Annotated in this window: 15 protein-coding genes, 5 pseudogenes and 1 riboswitch; of the genes and pseudogenes, 12 read left to right on the forward strand and 8 right to left on the reverse strand. The window is 72.3% G+C overall.

Annotation, left to right across the window (positions count from 1 at the left end; translation table 11 throughout):
* The 6 genes and pseudogenes from ACWJ6R_RS10885 to ACWJ6R_RS10910 all read left to right on the forward strand — a co-directional run.
* The coding region (locus ACWJ6R_RS10885; protein ID WP_449062102.1) for a helicase-associated domain-containing protein at window positions 1-833 on the forward strand (833 nt) is incomplete at its 5' end.
* A complete protein-coding gene (locus tag ACWJ6R_RS10890) occupies window positions 830-1144 on the forward strand; it encodes a WYL domain-containing protein (RefSeq protein WP_449062103.1) in 315 nt (104 codons plus the stop codon). The genes ACWJ6R_RS10885 and ACWJ6R_RS10890, both read left to right, overlap by 4 nt.
* 190 nt (window positions 1145-1334) lie before the next feature.
* The gene (locus ACWJ6R_RS10895; protein ID WP_449062104.1) at window positions 1335-1967 is read left to right on the forward strand and encodes a hypothetical protein; all 633 of its coding nucleotides are present in this window, start codon (window positions 1335-1337) and stop codon (window positions 1965-1967) included.
* Window positions 1968-2051: 84 nt separating this feature from the next.
* Window positions 2052-3706 (forward strand): annotated as a pseudogene (locus ACWJ6R_RS10900) (DNA repair helicase XPB).
* Window positions 3707-4168: 462 nt separating this feature from the next.
* Entirely contained in the window at window positions 4169-6358 is a 2190-nt protein-coding gene (locus tag ACWJ6R_RS10905; protein WP_449062105.1) for a HelD family protein, read from the forward strand.
* Window positions 6359-6393: 35 nt separating this feature from the next.
* On the forward strand, window positions 6394-6813 hold the full coding sequence (locus ACWJ6R_RS10910; protein WP_449062106.1) for a GNAT family N-acetyltransferase: 420 nt from the start codon (window positions 6394-6396) through the stop codon (window positions 6811-6813).
* A 212-nt stretch (window positions 6814-7025) separates the two neighbouring features.
* On the opposite strand, the gene groL is transcribed toward ACWJ6R_RS10910, so the two are convergent.
* From groL to ACWJ6R_RS10935, 5 genes and pseudogenes are all read right to left on the reverse strand, one after another.
* Window positions 7026-8654 (reverse strand): chaperonin GroEL, encoded by a 1629-nt coding sequence (groL, locus tag ACWJ6R_RS10915; protein WP_068902048.1) that lies wholly within the window; start codon window positions 8652-8654, stop codon window positions 7026-7028.
* A 443-nt stretch (window positions 8655-9097) separates the two neighbouring features.
* On the reverse strand, window positions 9098-9298 hold the full coding sequence (locus tag ACWJ6R_RS10920; RefSeq protein WP_068902046.1) for a cold-shock protein: 201 nt from the start codon (window positions 9296-9298) through the stop codon (window positions 9098-9100).
* Between the two features lie 337 nt (window positions 9299-9635).
* Complete coding sequence (locus ACWJ6R_RS10925; RefSeq protein ID WP_449062107.1) at window positions 9636-9911, reverse strand: MoaD/ThiS family protein; 276 nt, start codon at window positions 9909-9911, stop codon at window positions 9636-9638.
* Window positions 9912-9934: 23 nt separating this feature from the next.
* Window positions 9935-11226: pseudogene (gene thrC, locus ACWJ6R_RS10930) on the reverse strand (threonine synthase).
* 14 nt (window positions 11227-11240) lie between these two features.
* Window positions 11241-11381: riboswitch (SAM riboswitch) on the reverse strand.
* Between the two features lie 177 nt (window positions 11382-11558).
* A complete protein-coding gene (locus tag ACWJ6R_RS10935) occupies window positions 11559-12116 on the reverse strand; it encodes an RNA polymerase sigma factor (protein ID WP_449062108.1) in 558 nt (185 codons plus the stop codon).
* A 156-nt stretch (window positions 12117-12272) separates the two neighbouring features.
* Here ACWJ6R_RS10935 and ACWJ6R_RS10940 point away from each other — a divergent pair, with 156 nt between their 5' ends.
* Complete coding sequence (locus ACWJ6R_RS10940) at window positions 12273-13718, forward strand: alpha,alpha-trehalose-phosphate synthase (UDP-forming) (protein WP_449062109.1); 1446 nt, start codon at window positions 12273-12275, stop codon at window positions 13716-13718.
* A 42-nt stretch (window positions 13719-13760) separates the two neighbouring features.
* On the forward strand, window positions 13761-14948 hold the full coding sequence (locus tag ACWJ6R_RS10945; RefSeq protein WP_449062110.1) for an MFS transporter: 1188 nt from the start codon (window positions 13761-13763) through the stop codon (window positions 14946-14948).
* 99 nt (window positions 14949-15047) lie between these two features.
* Here the strand turns inward: ACWJ6R_RS10945 and ACWJ6R_RS10950 are convergent, their stop codons facing one another.
* From ACWJ6R_RS10950 to ACWJ6R_RS10960, 3 genes and pseudogenes are all read right to left on the reverse strand, one after another.
* Window positions 15048-15683: a hypothetical protein gene (locus tag ACWJ6R_RS10950; protein ID WP_449062111.1), complete on the reverse strand. Its 636-nt coding sequence runs from the start codon at window positions 15681-15683 to the stop codon at window positions 15048-15050.
* A gap of 160 nt (window positions 15684-15843) precedes the next feature.
* Window positions 15844-16614 carry a trehalose-phosphatase gene (otsB, locus tag ACWJ6R_RS10955; protein WP_449062112.1) on the reverse strand — a complete coding sequence of 257 codons (771 nt, stop codon included), beginning with the start codon at window positions 16612-16614 and terminating at the stop codon, window positions 15844-15846.
* Window positions 16615-16737: 123 nt separating this feature from the next.
* Window positions 16738-17077: pseudogene (locus ACWJ6R_RS10960) on the reverse strand (DUF3263 domain-containing protein).
* 174 nt (window positions 17078-17251) lie between these two features.
* Between ACWJ6R_RS10960 and ACWJ6R_RS10965 the strand changes: the two are divergent.
* The 4 genes and pseudogenes from ACWJ6R_RS10965 to ACWJ6R_RS10980 all read left to right on the forward strand — a co-directional run.
* Window positions 17252-17485: pseudogene (locus ACWJ6R_RS10965) on the forward strand (SAM-dependent chlorinase/fluorinase); the annotation flags it as partial.
* 65 nt (window positions 17486-17550) lie between these two features.
* Window positions 17551-17598 (forward strand): annotated as a pseudogene (locus ACWJ6R_RS10970) (hypothetical protein); the annotation flags it as partial.
* Window positions 17599-18000, forward strand: coding sequence for an SAM hydrolase/SAM-dependent halogenase family protein (locus ACWJ6R_RS10975; protein WP_449062114.1), 402 nt, complete (start codon window positions 17599-17601; stop codon window positions 17998-18000). It begins immediately after the preceding pseudogene.
* A 239-nt stretch (window positions 18001-18239) separates the two neighbouring features.
* Window positions 18240-19152 (forward strand): S8 family serine peptidase (locus tag ACWJ6R_RS10980; protein WP_449062113.1); only part of this gene is annotated, 913 nt, incomplete at its 3' end.

Below are 19152 nucleotides of genomic sequence, written 5' to 3' on the forward strand. Positions count from 1 at the left end.
CCTCGACTCGGTCCGGGAGCGCCTGGCCTGGGAGCCAGCCGCGCCGCCGCGGCCCCCACCGCGACCGGTTGGTGGAGTTCACCCTGCGCGAGGCCGAGCAGGTCGGGGTCACCGGTCTCGGCGCCCTCGCCCGCCACGGCCGCGCCCTGCTGCCCGCGCAGGTCGGCGACGCCGCGGGCCGTACGGAATCCGGCACGGGAACGGGAACGGGGACGGGTGCCGGCGCAGGAACGGCCGCCGGGCTGCTGGCCCCGCTGCTGCCCGTGCCGCTCGACCACGTGCTGCTCCAGGCCGACCTGACCGCGGTGGCGCCGGGTCCGCTCACCGGCGAGCTGAGCCGCTGGCTGGCGCTCGCCGCCGACGTGGAGTCCACCGGCGGCGCGACGGTCTACCGGTTCGGCGAGCACTCGATCCGGCGGGCGCTGGACGCCGGGCAGGGCGCCGACGAGATGCTGGCCATGCTGGAGCGGCACTCGACCACGCCGGTCCCGCAGCCGCTCGCCTACCTGGTCACCGACGTGGCCCGCCGCCACGGCCGCATGCGGGTCGGTACGGCCAGCTCCTACGTGCGCTGCGACGACCCCTCCGCGCTCGACGAGGTGATGGCCGACCGGCGCGCCGCCCCGCTGCGGCTGCGCCGCCTGGCGCCCACCGTGATCGCGTCCAAGACCGCACGGGCGACCCTGGTCGACTCGCTGCGCGCGATGGGCTACGCCCCGGTGGCCGAGTCCCTGGAGGGTGACGTGATCATCACCCGGCTGGACGTGCGCAGGACCGAGGGCCCGCCGCAGTTCCGCGTCCCGGCCGCGGCCGCCGGCCCGGAGCCGAGGTGATCACGGCCGCCGTCCGCGCGGTGCGGGCCGGGGACGCCGCCCACCGGGCCCGCCGCAAGCCCGCGGCCGCCCCCGACGGGCAGGTGCCCCGATCCCCCGCGACCGCCACGATCGGCGCCCTGCGCGAGGCCATCCGGCAGGGGTCGCAGGTCTGGATCGGCTACCTCGACTCGCAGGGCAACGCCACCAGCCGCATCCTCGAACCCGCCCGCATGGAGGGCGGCTACCTCACCGCCTACGACGAGACGCGGGCGGCCGTCCACCGCTTCGCCCTGCACCGCATCACCGGGGTGGCCGACATCCAGCCGTAGGCCGGGGCCGCCTCCGGGTTCCGGGTCCGGGGCCGGGTGCGACCCCGGACCGCCTCCGGGTTCCGGATGCGGCCCCGGCCCACGGCGGCCCGGCGGGGGAGGTGTCCGTCCCGGCATCCTTACGCCCGTTCCGTCCCAATCGTGATATCTGTTGACTCAGACCGTTCTTAGAGGTGAGGCGAGTTCCCCCGTGAGCAGTGGCACCCCCGAAGGCCCCAGCCCCAACCCGGGCGACTGGAAGAGCCCCTACAGCACGGGCCCCGGCCACACCCCGGGGTACGGCGGGCAGCCTCACGGCCACGACCGGCAGGATCACGGCACGCTCCACGACCCCTACGGTCAGGCCGGTCACGGGCAGGGCCACGGCTCCCAGGCGTACGGGTCCCCCGGCTACGACCCGGGTCACGGAGCCTCGGCGTACGATCCCGGCCACGGAGCCCCGGGGCACGGCGGCCCGTACGATCCCGGCTACGGATCCCAGGGCTACGGGACTACGGCGTACGACCCCGGCTACGGATCCCAGGGCTACGGGGCTCCGGGGCACGGCGGCCCGTACGGCCCCCGGCCGCGCCACGACGTCGAGGGCGTCAGAACGCACGCGATCATCGCGCTGGTCGTCAGCATCACGCTGGCGATGAGCTGTTTCGTCAGCCTCGGCGGCATCATCGGGACGATCCTGTCGGGGATCGCGCTCAACAGGATCGAGACCGACACCGCCTACGCCAGGAAGCTGCTCGGCTGGACCTGGATCGGCATCGGCGCCAACTTCGGGCTGCTCCTGCTGGGTCTGGTCGCCGTGTTCGCCACGGCCGCCGGCGCCTGACCCGACCGGAGTCCGCCCGTTTCGGGACTGCGGAGGCGTCATCCGGCGTTGGATAGGCGGTAGCCGTACACGAGGGAGAAGTCTGTGGCCGACGGCCCGCTGATCGTCCAGTCCGACAAGACGCTTCTACTGGAAGTCGACCATGAACAGGCCGACGCGTGCCGGAAGGCGATCGCGCCGTTCGCCGAGCTGGAGCGCGCACCCGAGCACGTGCACACCTACCGGGTGACCCCGCTGGCGCTGTGGAACGCGCGGGCCGCGGGGCACGACGCCGAGCAGGTGATCGACGCGCTGATCACCCACAGCCGCTACCCGGTGCCGCACGCGCTGCTGGTGGACATCGCCGAGACCATGGCGCGCTACGGCCGGCTCCGGCTGGAGAAGCACCCCGTGCACGGCTCATCCTGACCAGCACCGACCGGGCCGTGCTGGAGGAGGTGCTGCGCTCCAAGAAGATCCAGCCGCTGCTGGGCGAGCGGCTGGACGGCGACGGCGGCGACGCCGTGGCGGTCCACCCGAGCGAGCGCGGCAACATCAAGCAGCTCCTGCTCAAGCTGGGCTGGCCGGCCGAGGACCTCGCCGGCTACGTCGACGGCGAGCACCACCCGATCACGCTCACCGAGGACGGCTGGGAGCTGCGCCCGTACCAGCAGGAGGCGGCCGAGGCGTTCTGGCACGGCGGCTCGGGCGTGGTCGTGCTGCCCTGCGGCGCGGGCAAGACGATCGTGGGCGCGGCGGCGATGGCGCACGCCAGTGCCACCACGCTGATCCTGGTGACGAACACGGTCTCGGCTCACCAGTGGAAGCAGGAGCTGATCAAGCGGACGTCGCTGACCGAGGACGAGATCGGCGAGTACACCGGGACCAAGAAGGAGATCCGCCCGGTCACCATCGCCACCTACCAGGTGATGACGACGCGGCGGCAGGGCGTCTACCGGCACCTGGAGCTGTTCGACGCCCGCGACTGGGGGCTGGTCATCTACGACGAGGTGCACCTGCTGCCCGCGCCGATCTTCCGGATGACCGCCGACCTGCAGGCCAGGCGGCGGGTCGGGCTGACCGCGACGCTGGTGCGCGAGGACGGCAGGGAGGGCGACGTGTTCTCCCTGATCGGCCCCAAGCGCTACGACGCGCCGTGGAAGGACATGGAGAACCAGGGCTGGATCGCCCCGGCGGACTGCGTCGAGGTCCGGGTGACGCTCACCGACGACGAGCGGCTCGCCTACGCGATGGCCGACGCCGAGGAGCGCTACCGGTTCTGCGCCACCACGCCGTCCAAGACCCGTGTGACCGAGGCGCTGGTGAACCGGCACCCGGACGAGCAGGTGCTGGTCATCGGGCAGTACATCGATCAGCTCGACGAGCTCGGCGAGCACCTGGGCGCTCCGGTGATCAAGGGGGACACCAAGGTCAAGGAGCGGGAGCGGCTCTTCCAGGCCTTCCGCGACCGGGAGATCCGGGTCCTGGTGGTGTCCAAGGTCGCCAACTTCTCCATCGACCTGCCGGAGGCGTCGGTGGCCGTCCAGGTGTCGGGGACGTTCGGCTCGCGCCAGGAGGAGGCCCAGCGGCTCGGCCGGGTGCTGCGGCCCAAGTCGGGCGGGGGCGGGGCCAGGTTCTACTCGGTGGTCAGCCGGGACACCGTCGACCAGGAGTTCGCCGCGCACCGGCAGCGGTTCCTGGCCGAGCAGGGGTACGCCTACCAGATCATCGACGCGGACGACGTGCTCGCCGGCGACTGAGATCGCGCCGGCGAGCACCGCATGGCCTCTGTCAGATCCACGAAAGCCCGCGGGTCTTCGACAAAGGAACCACCCCCTCCTTGGACCGCGACAAACAGTGGCGGCATACCCCGTATTCTGCACGCTTCACCAGATTTGCCTACCTTTTTGGCGCGTCGCGGAGAAATGACAGACGGTCACTGAATAGTCACCTACTGCGCTTTTCTCCGGTGAAGCGTGCGCCTTTTCACGAATCCCGTTCGGCCGTGGTGGCATCGGCGCGGGCGATGGGATTCCCGCACCGCACCGCACCGGGCCTCCGGTCGGCGGACGAGGAGCCCGCGCCCGCACGTCACGGCGTGCCGTCCGGTCCCCCGGGCGCGGAAACAATCCTTTTGAGCGCCGTCCGGCCCCTCGGTAAGCTAGTCGATTCGCTGCCTGATGACCACCACCTCCGTTTACCGAATGCGAGGCGCTTTCCGCATGCCTGCCGAACGACTGCTCTCCGGCACCGAGACCGGCCCTTCCCCGGACGATCCACCCTCCCCCGGCCCTTCCTCCGCCGACCCTTCCGGCGCCCGCCCCGCCCCCGGCCCTGCCGACGAGGCGTCCGGCGACACGACCGACGAGGCGGCCGACGAGGCGGCCGACGAGGCGGCCGCGGCCCGGATCCTCGCCGCCGAGCGCGAGCACCTGGCCGTCTCCCGGGCCGCCCTGCGCGCGATGCGCGAGCACGCGCAGTCCCTGTCCTCGGACGCCGCCGGAGACTGGGTCTCCCAGCAGATCCTGCAGGCGCTGCTGGACCAGCGGGTGGCCGCGCTCGCCGACCACTCCGGCACCCCGCTCTTCTTCGGCCGCCTCGACCGCTCCGCCGACGACGACCTGCCGGGCACCGTCCACGTCGGGCGCAGGCACGTCCACGACGACCGCAGCCGCCCCCTGGTCGTCGACTGGCGGGCCCCGATCTCCCGGGCGTTCTACCAGGCCAGCCCGTCCGACCCGATGGGCGTCTCCCGCCGCCGCCGGTTCGGCTACCACGGCGGAGAGCTCACCGCCTTCGAGGACGAGCGGCTCGACCAGGGGGAAGTGCTCCGGCAGTCGAAGATCCTCACCGAGGAGATCGAGCGGCCCCGCTCCGGCCCGATGCGCGACATCGTCGCGACCATCCAGCCCGACCAGGACGAGATCGTCCGCTCCGAGCTGACCCGGACCGTGTGCGTCCAGGGCGCCCCCGGCACCGGGAAGACCGCCGTCGGCCTGCACCGCGCCGCCTACCTGCTCTTCACCCACCGGGAGAAGCTCGCCCGGTCCGGCGTGATGATCGTCGGACCCAACCGGGCCTTCCTGTCCTACATCTCCTCGGTGCTCCCCGCCCTGGGCGAGGTCAAGGTCGACCAGACCACGGTCGCCGGGATGCTGGGCGACCACGCCGCCCCGGAGGACCCCGCGGTGGCCGCGGTCAAGGGCGACGCCCGGATGGTGCCGGTGCTGCGGCGGGCGCTGTGGGCGCACATCGTCAAGCCGGCCGAGGGCCTGCTGTACACCCGGGGGATCAACCGCTACCGGGTGGCCGACCACGAGGTCCGTGAGATCGTCGCCGCCCTGCGCGGCACCACCCGCTACAACCCCGGCCGCGCGACCCTCGCCCAGCGCCTGGCCCACCTGGTGCTGGTCCGGATGGAGCAGCGCGGCGAGTCCCCCGACGACCGGGTGCAGGACGCCGTCGCCCGCTCCAAGCCGGTCAAGCAGCTGGTGGAGCAGGTCTGGCCCAAACTCACCCCCCAGCAGGTCCTGCACCGGCTGCTGAGCGACCCCGCGTTCCTGGCCGCCTCGGCCAAGGCCGACCTCACCCCGGACGAGCAGGCCGCGCTGCTGTGGGCCAGGCCGCCCAAGTCGTTCCGCTCGGCGAAGTGGTCGGCGGCCGACAGCGCGCTGCTGGACGAGCTCGGCGACCTGATGGAGCGCACCCCGTCCCTCGGCCACCTGGTCGTGGACGAGGCCCAGGACCTGTCGGCGATGCAGCTGCGCGCCCTGGGGCGGCGGTGCCGTACGGGGTCGGCCACCGTCCTGGGCGACCTCGCCCAGGGCACCACTCCGTGGTCGGCGCGCTCCTGGACCGAGGTCCTGGACCACCTCGGCTTCCCGCCGGACGACGGAGAGGACGGCGCGGGCGGCGGAGGAGCGGTGACCGAGCTGACCCTCGGCTTCCGCGTCCCCCGCGAGGTCCTGGACTACGCCGCCCGCCTGCTGCCCTCCGTCGCCCCCGGCCTGGCCGCGCCCCGCTCGCTCCGTCCCGGAGCGGGCTCCCTGTCCGTACGGCCCGCGCCCGACCCGGCCGCGTCCCTGGCGGAGGCCGCCGCGCAGGCGCTCGCCCGGGAGGGATCGATCGGCGTCATCGTCGCCGACGCCTGGGTCTCCGCCGCCTCCGAGGCGCTGTCCCGGTTCGACCACCGTGTGCTGGCTCCCGACTCCGTCGAGGAGCACCGCCTCCTGGTCGTGCCCGCCGGCCTGGCCAAGGGCCTGGAGTACGACCACGTCATCGTGGTCGAGCCGGCCGACATCGTGGAGGCCGAACCCCGGGGCCTGGCCAGGCTGTACGTGGTGCTGACCCGCGCGGTCACGTCCCTGACGGTGCTGCACGCCAGGGATCTGCCGCCCCAGCTGACCGGCTGACCGGCGACCTCACCGGGGCTGGTAACTTCCCGGCCATGGACGTGACCATCCGGTACGGGCGGATCGAGGACGTGGAGGCGCTGCTGGCCTTCTGGCGCGTGGCCGCGGAGGGGACGGACCGGCACGACGACCCGGCCAAGGTCACGGCGCTCATCGAGCGCGACCCCGAGGCCGTGCTCATCGCCGAGGTGGACGGGGAGACGGCCGGCACGCTGATCGCGGGGTGGGACGGCTGGCGGGCCCATCTCTACCGGCTGGCGGTGGCTCCCGCCCGGCGGCGGCAGGGCGTCGGGAGCGCGCTGATCCGGGCGGCCGAGGAGCGCTTCGCGGCGTTCGGTGCCTTCCGGGCCGACGCGATGGTCCTGCACGACAACGAGCTCGCCCACCACGCCTGGAGCGCCGCCGGCTACGCACCCCAGCCGCAGTGGGCTCGCTGGGTCAAGCCTCTGACGTGACCTCGCCCGGGTCTCCGGCCCGTCCCCTGCCCTGCCCCGGTCCGCCCCCGGCGCGGGCCCGGTCCGCCCCTGGCGGATCGCGGGACGCGAGCCGGGCGCACGGGACTCAGACCGAGCCGTGCGGAACGCAAGCCGGGACGTGCGGGAAGGGGCGGGAAAAGGAAAGGGCCGGTCCCGTGCGGGACCGGCCTCTTCTTCGAGCAGGCGCCGGACTAGAAGTCCATGTCGCCGCCGCCCGGCATGCCGCCGGCCGGAGCGGGGTTCTTCTCGGGCTTCTCAGCGATGACGGCCTCGGTGGTGAGGAACAGCGCCGCGATGGACGCCGCGTTCTGCAGCGCGGAACGGGTCACCTTGGCCGGGTCGATGATGCCCGACTCGAACATGTTGACGTAGTCGCCGGTGGCGGCGTTCAGGCCCTCACCCGGGGTGAGGTTGCGCACCTTCTCCACCACGACGCCGCCCTCGAGGCCGGCGTTGACGGCGATCTGCTTCAGCGGCTCCTCGAGCGCCTTGCGGACGATCGCGGCGCCGGTGGCCTCGTCACCGAGCAGCTCGAGCTTGTCGAACGCCTTGGCGCCGGCCTGCAGCAGCGCCACGCCACCGCCGGGGACGATGCCCTCCTCGACGGCCGCCTTGGCGTTGCGCACGGCGTCCTCGATGCGGTGCTTGCGCTCCTTGAGCTCGACCTCGGTCGCCGCGCCGGCCTTGATGACGGCGACGCCGCCGGCCAGCTTGGCGAGGCGCTCCTGGAGCTTCTCGCGGTCGTAGTCGGAGTCGGTGTTCTCGATCTCGGCGCGGATCTGGTTGACCCGGCCGGCGATCTGCTCGGCGTCACCGGCACCGTCGACGATGGTGGTCTCGTCCTTGGTGATGATGACCTGGCGGGCGCGGCCGAGCTGCTCCAGCGCGGTGGACTCGAGCTTGAGGCCGAGGTCCTCGCTGATGACCTGGGCGCCGGTCAGGACGCCGATGTCGCCCAGCATCGCCTTGCGGCGGTCACCGAAGCCCGGGGCCTTGACGGCGACCGAGCGGAACAGGCCGCGGATCTTGTTGACGACCAGGGTGGCCAGGGCCTCGCCCTCGACGTCCTCGGCGATGATCAGCAGCGGCTTGCCGGCCTGCACGACCTTGTCGAGGACCGGGAGCAGGTCCTTGTTGGCGGAGACCTTGGAGTTGACGACGAGGATGTACGGGTCGTCGAGGACGGCCTCCATACGCTCCGGGTCGGTCACGAAGTAGGGCGAGATGTAACCCTTGTCGAAGCGCATGCCCTCGGTGAGCTCGAGCTCCAGGCCGAAGGTGTTGCTCTCCTCGACGGTGATGACGCCTTCCTTGCCGACCTTGTCCATCGCCTCGGCGATCATCTCGCCGATCTGCGGGTCGCCCGCGGAGATGGAGGCCGTGGAGGCGATCTGCGCCTTCGTCTCCACGTCCTTGGCCAGCTTGGAGAGCTCCTCCGAGACGCGCTCGACGGCGGCCTCGATGCCCTTCTTCAGGGCCATCGGGTTGGCGCCGGCGGCGACGTTGCGCAGGCCCTCGCGGACCAGCGCCTGGGCGAGCACGGTGGCGGTGGTGGTGCCGTCACCCGCGACGTCGTCGGTCTTCTTGGCGACTTCCTTGACGAGCTCGGCCCCGATCTTCTCCCACGGGTCCTCGAGCTCGATCTCCTTGGCGATGGAGACACCGTCGTTGGTGATCGTGGGGGCGCCCCACTTCTTCTCCAGAACGACGTTACGGCCCTTGGGGCCGAGGGTCACCTTCACGGCGTCCGCGAGCTGGTTCATACCACGCTCGAGACCGCGCCGGGCGTCCTCGTCAAACGCGATCATCTTGGCTGCCATACGGCTAGACCTCCCAAACACAGGGTGGCGTGCACCGGATCGAGCCGACGCCCGCGACGGCATGTGGACCCGCGACTCCGTTCGGCGGGTCCCATCGTCTCGATCCAGGGTTGGCACTCTCAAACAGAGAGTGCCAACGAACTGTTTAGCACTCTACCCTGTCGAGTGCAAGCTACGCCGCCCTGAGCTGGGCTCCGCCCAGGGCGAAGACGCCGGCCCGGGACCGGAGCCCAAGCGGACGGCCCCTCGCACCGGCACTCCGGCCGCCCGTCACGCGGGACGGCACCTCGGACGGACCCGACACCGGACGGGCCGGGCGCGGGAACGCGAAGGCCCGGCCCTCCGGAGCATCCGGCGGGCCGGGCCGACATGTGGGGGATCCGCGCGGACCGCACTGCCGCGGGAGTCCCGGCCGTCTCCGGCGAATCCGCCGGCCGACCGCCTCAGACGGTCCGGACGGCCTCCGCCTGCGGGCCCTTCTGCCCCTGAGTGATCTCGAACTCGACCCGCTGGCCTTGCTCGAGCGCACGATAGCCGTCCATCAGGATCGCGGAGTAATGGACGAAAACATCCTTACCACCGTCTACCGCGATGAAGCCGTAGCCCTTGTCCGCGTTGAACCATTTGACGGTGCCCTGCGCCACTTCCGACTCCTCTTACCGGCCTTGAAGACCACGCCCATTCCACTCGCGAAGCCTTCGATCTCCGCGGCGAAGCCCTCGCCCACATCGATCGTCCTCGACCATACCTGTGGGACACCGTAGGGCAACAGAGTCAATCCACTAATCATCCGTTTACTGGCACCTTTGGTGGGAGAACAAGCTTTTGCCCTGTACCGCTTGGTTCAATATTGCATTATTTCCTCACGCCTCAGATATGAACGGGCGCCACAAAGCACGACACCCGCACGCGGCCGGAGCGGCGTACGGGTGTCGTGGAGGCGCCAGAGGCGCCCGGAGCGGCCTGGACGGCCCGAGGGGATCAGCCCCCGGCGACCGCCGGGATGACGGAGACCTGGACCCCGGACGGCGTGGCGGTGTCGAGGTTGTCCGCGAAACGGACGTCCTCTTCTCCCACATAAACGTTGACAAAACGTCGGATCTTGCCCGTTTCATCGAGGATCCGGGCGCCGATGCCGGGGAAGTCCGCGTCGAGCTTCTCCAGAACCTCCCGCAGGGTCGCCCCCTCTCCGCTCACCTCGGCGGCGCCATTGGTGTACGTGCGAAGAATCGTCGGAATCCGCACAGAAACGCTCATAATCCAGTACCTTTCAGGAGTTCTCAGGCGAGGGCGGCACGGAATGCGTCAAGGGACGGCCGGATGACCGCGGCGGGCCGGGCGTGGTCGGCCACCGCGTCGAGGGTCTTGAGCCCCTCCCCGGTGTTGAGGACGACCGTCTCGGCGTCGGGGTCGAGCCTGCCCTCGGCGACCAGTTTGCGGAGCACGCCGACGGTGACGCCGCCCGCGGTCTCGGCGAAGACGCCCTCGGTCCGGGCCAGCAGCCTGATCGCGTCGACGATCTCGGCGTCCGTGACGTCCTCCACCGCGCCGCCGGTGCGCCGGGCGATGTCCAGGACGTACGGACCGTCGGCCGGGTTGCCGATCGCCAGCGACTTGGCGATGGTGTCCGGCTTGACCGGGCGGATCACATCGTGGCCGGCCTTGTAGGCCGCGGAGACGGGCGAGCAGCCCTCGGCCTGCGCGGCGAAGATCTTGTACGGCCGGTCCTCGACGAGGCCGAGGGCGACCAGCTCCTTGAACCCCTTGTCGATCTTCGTCAGCTGGGAGCCGGAGGCCACCGGGACGATGATCTGATCGGGGAGCCGCCAGCCGAGCTGCTCGGCGATCTCGTAGGCCAGCGTCTTGGAGCCCTCCGCGTAGTACGGGCGGAGGTTGACGTTGACGAAGCCCCACCGGTCGCCCAGCTCGTCGCCGATGAGCTCCGAGCAGAAGCGGTTCACGTCGTCGTAGCTGCCGTCGATGGCCACCAGGCGCCCGCCGTACACCGAGGCCATGACGATCTTGGCCTGCTCCAGGTCGGAGGGGATGAACACGCAGGCGTCCAGCCCGGCCCGCGCGCGGCCGCGGTGACCGCGCCCGCGAGGTTGCCGGTGGAGGAGCAGGACAGGGTGTGGAAGCCGAAGTTGCGGGCCGCCTCGACCGCGATGGCCACCACGCGGTCCTTGAAGGAGTGCGTGGGGTTGCCCGAGTCGTCCTTCACGTGCAGGGAGCGCAGGCCCAGCTCGCGGGCGAGGTTGTCGGCCTTGACCAGCTTGGTCCAGCCGGGGGCCATGTTGGGCTTGGAGGCCACGTCCTCCGGGACGGGGAGCAGCGCGCGGTAGCGCCAGATGTTCGCCGGGCCCGCGGCGATCTGCTCGCGGGTGACCCGCGGGAACTCGTAGGCGATCTCCAGGGGGCCGAAACACTCGGTACAGGCGAAGTCCGGACCGAGGGGAGAGCGGGCACCGCATTCGCGACAGGAGAGCGCGACGGCCGGACCGAAGTCCTTGCCGGTCGGGTCCGCGACGCGACCGAGAGCGGTACCGGTGGTTTCAGTGCTTGCGAGCGCCATGAAGCGAGGCCTTTCCCTCATCTTCGTCTGCGACCACCTTGGTCACAGACCGGAATTGGCACCTGTCCCGGCCGACCTCGTCAGATCACGAGTCTTGAACCGGGAGGGTTGCCGGGGCTTCGCAGGGCCGGTCCCTCCACCCCTCTGGATGAGCAATATTCAGTTGTCGAACCTGATGAGCAGGTTGCAAGCACTCTACCCCGGCCGTTCACCGCTTCGGCCATCCGTCTCATTTCCCGAGACGGAACGTGTTAGCCGGCGGACACTCCCGCGAGCCCGCCGGGCCGGGGCGCCCGCGCCGAAGGCTCCCGACCGGGACGCCCGGGCCGGGGTCAGAAGCCGTAAGCGTCGCCCAGCGCGTTCTGGACGTACTTGCGCGCCTGGTGGATGCGGGACTTGGCGGTGCCCAGCGGGATGCCGAGCTGCTCGGCCACCTCGTTGTAGTCGAGCTGGCAGATGTCGCGCAGCACCAGCGCCTGGGCCAGATCGGGCTTGGAGGCCTCCAGCGACTCCATCACGTCGAGCAGGTCCAGCCGGGACCCGGCGATCACGCTCACCCGGGCCACGTCGGGCTTCTGCAGCGGCAGCTCGTCGGAGCTCTGCTCGGCCGCCCGGCGCTTCAGCGAGCGGTAGGTCGTCCGAGCGCAGTTCGCCGTCACGATGTGCAGCCAGGTGGTGAACCGGGACCGGCCCTCGAAGCGGCCGATGTTGCGCGCCACCGCCAGCAGGGTGTCCTGGCACGCCTCCTCGGCGTCCTGCCGGTAGGGCAGGATCCGCCCGCAGTGCCGCAGCACGTCGGGCTCGATCCGCTTGAGCAGCTCGCCCAGCGCGCGGTGGTCGCCCTGGGCGGCCGCGCGGGCCAGTGCCTCGGTCGTCTCGTCCAGCGCCATTCCGAGCCCCCATCAGCGATCACAGTCGGTGGACATCCTATGGGCGGTGGCAATGTTTGGTTAACCTCTGGGGCAAGGGTGCCCCGGGGCGGACCTACCGGCCGCCGTCCGCAGTAGGCAGGAGACGAGGGGCATGTCCTAGACGAGGAAGAACAGATGAACACGATCCTGGTGGCGTCCAATCGTGGTCCCGTCTCGTTCACCGTTTCGGAGGACGGCTCCCTGTGCATACGCAGGGGCGGCGGCGGGCTGGTGTCCGGCCTGTCGGAGGTGGCCAAGGAGCTGGACATGCTCTGGGTCTGCGCCGCGCTCTCCGACGGCGACCGCGGCGCCGTACGACTGGCGCCCGGCGGCCGCATCGACCAGGCCGGCTACGACACCGGCGCGCTGCGCATGCTGGACATCCCGCCGGCCACGTTCCACCGGGCCTACAACGCGGTGGCCAACTCCACCCTCTGGTTCGTCCACCACCTGCTCTACGACACCGCCAACACGCCGCACTTCGACGCGCGCTTCCGCCGGGAGTGGGAGTCCTACCAGTCCTACAACGCCGCGTTCGCGGTGGCGCTGGCCGAGGAGGCCGCTCACGGCGCGCAGGTGCTGGTCCAGGACTACCACCTCAGCCTGACCCCGGCGATGCTCCGGGTCGACCGGCCCGACCTGCGCATCGCGCACTTCTCGCACACCCCGTGGGCCCCTCCCGAGTACTTCGCCCTGCTCCCCGACGACGTCGCCGTCGAACTGCTGGAGGGCGTCCTGGGCGCCGACCACGCGGGCTTCCTGACCACGCGCTGGGCCGGGGCGTTCATGGACTGCTGCGAGGCGGTCCTCGGCGCCGAGGTGGACCGCGCCGGCCACACCGTCTCCCACGCCGGCCGTACCACCCGGATCGGCGTGCACCCGCTGGGCGTGGACGGCGAGGCGCTGTGGGCCAGGGCCGGCGAGCCCGACGTCGAGTCGCACATGGCGGCCCTGCGCGACCAGGTCGGCGACCGGAAGCTGATCGTCAGGATCGACCGGACCGAGCTGTCCAAGAACATCGTCCGGGGGCTGGCCGCCTACCGCGAGTTCCTGGCCGCCCATCCGGAGTGGCACGGCCGCGTCGTGCACCTGGCCTTCGCCTACCCGTCCCGGCACGACCTGCCCGAGTACCGGGAGTACACCGCGGCGGTGCAGCGCTGCGCCAAGGAGATCGAGGACGAGTACGCCACCGAGGACTGGGACCCGCTCATCCTCAACGTGAACGACGACTACCCGCGCTCCCTGGCCGCCTACCGGCTGGCCGACGTGCTGCTGGTCAACCCCATCCGCGACGGCATGAACCTGGTGGCCAAGGAGGGCCCCATCCTCTCCCCGGCCGGTGCGCTGGTCCTGTCCCGGGAGGCGGGCGCCGCGGTCGAGCTGGGCCCGGACGCCCTGATGATCAACCCCTACGACGTCTCCGCCACGGCCGAGGCCCTGCACCGGGGGCTGGTGATGCCCGAGGAGGAGCGCAGGCGGCGGGGCACCCGGCTGGCCGCCGCGGCCGCCGCGCTCCCCCCGCACCTGTGGTTCGCCGAGCAACTGGCGGCCCTCGGCTGGTCACCTGATCAGGTGAGGTAGTTTCGGTGGGCATATCGCCTTCCGTCCGCTGGGGGAGCATCGGTGACCGCGATCACGTCCGTCCGGCTGGTCCGTGACCGTGCCACCTGGCTCGTCTACCTCCAGCTGGGCGTCTTCGCCACCTACCTGTACGGCCTCAGCGCGGTCCTGCCGCTGCTCCGCCTCGACCTGGAGATCACCCAGACGGTCGCCGGGCTGCACAGCACCGCGATGGCGGCCGGCGCCGTCCTGACCGGGTTCGCGCTGCCCCCGCTGACCCGCGCGATCGGCCGCCGGGCCGTCGCCTGGACCGGTCTGGCCGGGATGAACGCCGGTGTGCTGCTGGTGCTGTCCGGCGGCGTCCTGCCGATCACCCTCCTCGGGTACGCCGTCGCCGGCGGGATGGGCTCGATCATGCTCTACTCGGGCATGGCCGTGCTCAGCGACCACCACGGCCCGGCGGGCCCCGCGGCGATCAGCGAGGCCAACGCGGTGTGCGTGACCGTCGGCATCGCGGTGCCGTTCCTGGTCAGCCTCGCCGCGCAGAGCGCGTTCGGCTGGCGGGCCGCGCTGCTGGCCACCCCGGTCGCGAGCGTCCTGCTCGTGCTGGCCATGGGCCGCGTCCGGGTCCCCGACGGCCGCACCGGGACCGCCGAGGACGGCGCGGGCCCGAAGCCGGGGGGCGGCGCGGGCCCGGCGGCCGGGGAGCGGTTCGGCGGACGGTTCCACCTGGCCGGCGCGGTGCTGTTCTGCTGCGTCGCGATGGAGTTCTGCTTCAACCTGTGGGCGGCGAAGCTGGTCGCCGACCAGACGGGGCTGTCCGCGGCGGTGGCGGCGACCGCGCTGACCGCGTTCACCGCCGGCATGGCCGCCGGCCGGTGGGGCGGCGCCTGGCTGGCCCTGCGGATCGCGCCGACCCCCCTGTTCGTCGGCGCCCTCGCGCTCACCGGCGCGGGCTGGACGATCTTCTGGGTGAGCGGGAACCCCGCCCTGTCCTACCTGGGCCTGCTCCTGTCCGGGATCGGCGTCTCGCTGCACTTCCCGCTGGCGCTCTCGCGCATGCTCGCCGCCTCCGGCGGCCGCCTGGACCGGGCCTCGGCCGTGGCCTCCGTCTCCTCCGGCCTGGCCATCGGCGCGGGGCCGTTCGTGCTGGGCGCGCTGGCCGACGGGTTCGGCGCCCAGCGGGCCTTCCTCATGGTCCCCGTACTGATCGGCCTGGCCGTCGGCGGGATCCTGGCCGGCGACCGGTAGCGACGCCGTCGGCGGGACACCGGCGTCCGGTGGAGACGCCCGGCCGCGCCTCGCCCACCCGGCCCAGCCGTGCTCACCCGGCCCAGCTCACCGTCGCGGTCAGCTCCAGACGGCGTTCTTCAGCACCGTGGACAGCCCCGGGGTGTTCCACACGTCCACCACCAGGATCTTCGAGGTGGGCAGGAACCACTCGCGCTGGGCGAAGGTCGCCGTCTGCCGCCCGCCCCGGTGCGTCACGCACCGGCCGAACCAGGAGACGTACTTCGCCTTGTGCCCGCGCCCGACCTGGCGCAGGCCGACCGCGGTGGGCTTGCCGATGACCTGGCCGGTCTTGGCGCTGAAGGGACAGGACTGCACGTCGCTGGCCGGGTAGAAGGGCTGCTCACCGGTGTAGGAGCCGAAGCCCTCACGGCCGTACTTGATCGCCTCCGGGCCGAGCACCCAGAAGCCCTTGCAGCCGGGGGCGAAGTAGGCGGGCCGGTCGCATTTCCCCGTCTGCACCAGCATCCAGTCGCCCTGGCGGTGCGTCTGCCAGCCGGAGGGGACCCGCAGCCTCATCCCCCGGAAGGAGACGATCCGGGTCCCCGCGGCCCCCGTGCTCGCCGCTGCGGCTCCCGAGGTCGCCGCCGCCTCCGAGGTCTCCGAGGTCTCCGAAGCGGTGGCCGAGGCGGTGGCCGGGGCGGCGAGCACGGTGACGCCGGCCAGCGCGGCGAGGACGAAAGATCGCTTTCTCATGCCGGGAAAGCTACCGGCCGCCACTTGCCGCCGACTTGCCGACCGGTTGTGCCCACCCCGGGCCACGCCCCGGCCATGACCGACCAGGCCCTCCGGCCAAGACCGGCGCGGGCCGGGACCACCCCCGGCCAAGACCGGCGCGGGCCGGGACCGCCCCCGGTCAGGGCCGGCGCGCGGCGATCGCGTCGCTGATCGAGCCGAGCAGCTCGACGACCCCGGCCGGCCCGTCCACCACGATGTCGGCCTCCACGCTGAGCTCGGCCGACCCGCTGAACACCGTCACGCCGGGCAGCCCGCAGGTCCGTACGGCCTCGAAGGCCGCCAGGTCGCCGAGGTCGTCCCCGGCGAACAGCACCGAGCGCGCCGAGCGCTCCCGCAGGAAGTCGCTCAGCGCCACTCCCTTGTCCGTCCCCGGCGGCCGGAGCTCCAGCACGAACTTGCCCGGCTCGACCGCCAGGCCCGTCTCCGCGGCGAGCTCCGCGACCGGCCCGGCCAGCGCGTCGAACGCGGCCTGCGGCGACGCGGTCCGCCGGGTGTGCACGGCCACCGCCCGCCCCTTGTCCTCGATCCCGACCCCGGCGATCCCGGCGATCAGCGTGGGCAGCTCGGCCCTGACCGTGATCAGGCCCGGGTGGGGCGGCGGGCTGGACAGTTCCCCGCCCTCCCAGCGTTCGAGGCCGTAATGGCCGAGCACGACCAGGCCGGGCACCCCGGCCAGCGAGCCGTACTCGACGGCCGTGGCCGCCGGACGGCCCGTGATGACGACCAGGGAGCCGACCAGGGAGCCGAGCCTGGCCAGCGCCTCCGGCCCGGCCGGGTGGATCCTGGCCGACTCCGGATCGGGCACGATCGGCGCGAGTGTGCCGTCGAAGTCGAGGCCGACCACCGCTCCGGCGGGATCGGCCACGATCGCCTCCAATGCTTCGATCATGGTTCGCCGCCCGTCCTGTCGAAGATCATGACTCGGTGCCCGTCCTGTCGGATTCCGTACCTCCCGGGGACCCCGCCGGGAGGCGCCCCGCCTCGGCGGGTCCGCCGGTGCCGTACCCCCGGATCAGGGGCGCAAGCCCAGCCGCCGGGCGGCGCGGTCGCGGCCTGCGGCTCTCGCGGAGCCGGCGCAGGCGCTTGACCAGCATCGGGTCGTGGGCGAGGGCCTCGGGTCTGTCGATGAGCTCGCTGAGCAGCTGGTAGTAACGGGTGGCGGACAGGTCGAACGCCTCGCGGATGGCCTGCTCCTTGGCGCCCGCGTAGCGCCACCACTGGCGCTCGAAGGCGAGCAGCTCCCGCTCCCTCTCGGTGAGGGCCCGCGCGGCCGGGCCGCGGACGCCGTCCTGGCCTGCGTTCTGACCGGCGTCCTGAGCAGCACTGTCACCGGGGATCGGTGCAGTGTCCATTGGTGTCCTCCTCGGTCGGGCGCACGGTGACCGCACCACGCGCACGCGGCCCGATGCCAGGATAGTCGGGAATTTCCGGCTGTTCATGGCAGATGCTCAGACGTACAGTCACCTGATGTGACCTCTGTCATCACCCTCCTCACCGACTACGGTCTGGAAGACGGCTACGTCGCCATGTGCCACGGCGTCATCGCCGGGATCGCGCCGGGGATCCGCATCATCGACGTGTGCCACCTCGTGCCCTCCGGCGACGTACGGCGCGGCGCGGCGATCCTGGCACAGACGGTTCCCTATCTCCCGCCGGGCATACATGTCGCCGTCATCGACCCCGGCGTCGGCGGCTCCCGCCGGGCCGTGGCGGTGGAGGCCGGCGACCACGTCTTCCTCGGCCCGGACAACGGCGTGCTCTCCTGGGCGGTCCACGCCGCCGGCGGCGCGCGGGCGGCCCACGCGCTCACCGCGCGGAGTTCTTCCTGGAGCGGGTCTCGCCGACGTTCCAGGGACGCGACGTCTTCGCCCCCGTGGCCGCCCACCTGGCGACCGGCCGCACCCCGGCCGAGCTCGGGCCGGAGATCCCCCCGGACAGGCTGGTCTCCCTCCCCGCCCCGACCTCCCTGCTCCGGGAGGACGCCGTGGAGGGCGAGGTGCTCTCGGTGGACCGCTACGGGAACGTCCAGCTCTCCATCAGCTCGGGCGACCTGGGCTCCCTGGGCGTCCGGGCGGGGAGCGTCCTGGCGGTCCGGCTCGGCAGGCGGCAGATCGCGGTGCCGTTCCGTGAGACGTTCGCCGCGGTCCCCCCGGGCGAGCTGGTCGCCTTCACCGACTCGGCCGGGCTGATCGCACTGGCGGTGCACTCCGGCGACGCCGCGCAGCGCCTCGGCCTGCCGCCCGGAGCCCACGTGCGACTCGCGCCGACCCCGTGAAACCGGCCCCCTGAGGCCGGCCCCCTCGCAACCCCGTGGCCGGCCTCCCCGAAGCGGGCCCCTCTTCCGCCTGCCCATACGCCGCAAACAACGCACGGCCTTCTATAGACGATGCTGATGTGACCAAAAGTAATAACCATCCGCATTGCCTCGTTTACTGAAAGCAGCGGACCGACCCGGTGATCACGTGTCAGAATCCCCTCTGACGTCCCCTCCCCCTCCCTTTTGACGAGGTCGCCGTGTCCTCTGCACGCGCGCTCGGCGCCGCTCTGACCGCGGCCGTCCTGACCGTGTCCGCCTGGCCCGCCGCCTCCGCCGACGGATCACCGGAGCCGCGGAAGCGACGGGAGCCGCAGTGGGCGCTGACCGCGCTGGACGCGCGGGAGGCCTGGCGGACCACCCGCGGCGAGGGGGTCACCGTCGCGGTGCTGGACACGGGGGTCGACCCCGCCCATCCCGACCTGGCGGGCGCGGTACTCGAAGGTCCCGACCTGACGGGCACGGCGCGCAGGAGATCGCTGTGGGGGCGCCACGGCACCGCCATGGCCAGCGTCATCGCCGGTCGCGGGCACGGCGACGGCCGTTCCCCGGGCGTCACGGGGATCGCCCCCGCCGCGACGGTCCTGTCCGTCCGGGTCGCGCTGGAGAACGACGACCCCCGGCGCGGCCGGGGTCGCGAACGGGGAGAGGACGCGCTGGCCCGGGGCATCCGCTACGCCGCCGACCACGGCGCCCAGGTGATCAGCATGTCCCTGGGCGGCGGCGGAGGATCGTGGAAGGGATCCTCCGCCGAGGAGAAGGCCGTGCGGTACGCCCTCGGCAGGGGCGCGGTGCTGGTGGCCTCCTCCGGCAACGACGGCGCGGGCCCGAACCGGCGGAACTTCCCCGCCGCCTATCCGGGGGTGATCGCGGTGGGCGCGGTGGACGAGAGGATGCGGGTGACGTCCTTCTCCAACCGGCAGGACTACCTGTCGGTGGTCGCGCCGGGCAGCGGCATCCTCACCGCCGACGGACCGGACTCCTACGTGGTCGGGGACGGCACGAGCTCGGCCGCGGCCCTGGTCGCCGGAGTGGCGGCGCTGGTCAGGGCGGCCTTCCCCGAGCTGGCCCCGGCCGAGGTCCGCCGGGCCGTCGAGCGCGGCACCCTGCGCA

It is taken from the genome of Planomonospora algeriensis (genome assembly GCF_977012225.1).

Excerpts from the sequence above, each read along its gene's own strand:
- ACWJ6R_RS10905 (WP_449062105.1), top strand. The coding sequence starts at position 4,169 with ATGCCTGCCGAACGACTGCTCTCCGGCACCGAGACCGGCCCTTCCCCG.
- ACWJ6R_RS10910 (WP_449062106.1), top strand. The coding sequence starts at position 6,394 with ATGGACGTGACCATCCGGTACGGGCGGATCGAGGACGTGGAGGCGCTG.
- groL (WP_068902048.1), bottom strand. The coding sequence starts at position 8,654 with ATGGCAGCCAAGATGATCGCGTTTGACGAGGACGCCCGGCGCGGTCTC.
- ACWJ6R_RS10925 (WP_449062107.1), bottom strand. The coding sequence starts at position 9,911 with ATGAGCGTTTCTGTGCGGATTCCGACGATTCTTCGCACGTACACCAAT.
- ACWJ6R_RS10935 (WP_449062108.1), bottom strand. The coding sequence starts at position 12,116 with ATGGCGCTGGACGAGACGACCGAGGCACTGGCCCGCGCGGCCGCCCAG.
- ACWJ6R_RS10940 (WP_449062109.1), top strand. The coding sequence starts at position 12,273 with ATGAACACGATCCTGGTGGCGTCCAATCGTGGTCCCGTCTCGTTCACC.
- ACWJ6R_RS10950 (WP_449062111.1), bottom strand. The coding sequence starts at position 15,683 with ATGAGAAAGCGATCTTTCGTCCTCGCCGCGCTGGCCGGCGTCACCGTG.
- otsB (WP_449062112.1), bottom strand. The coding sequence starts at position 16,614 with ATGATCGAAGCATTGGAGGCGATCGTGGCCGATCCCGCCGGAGCGGTG.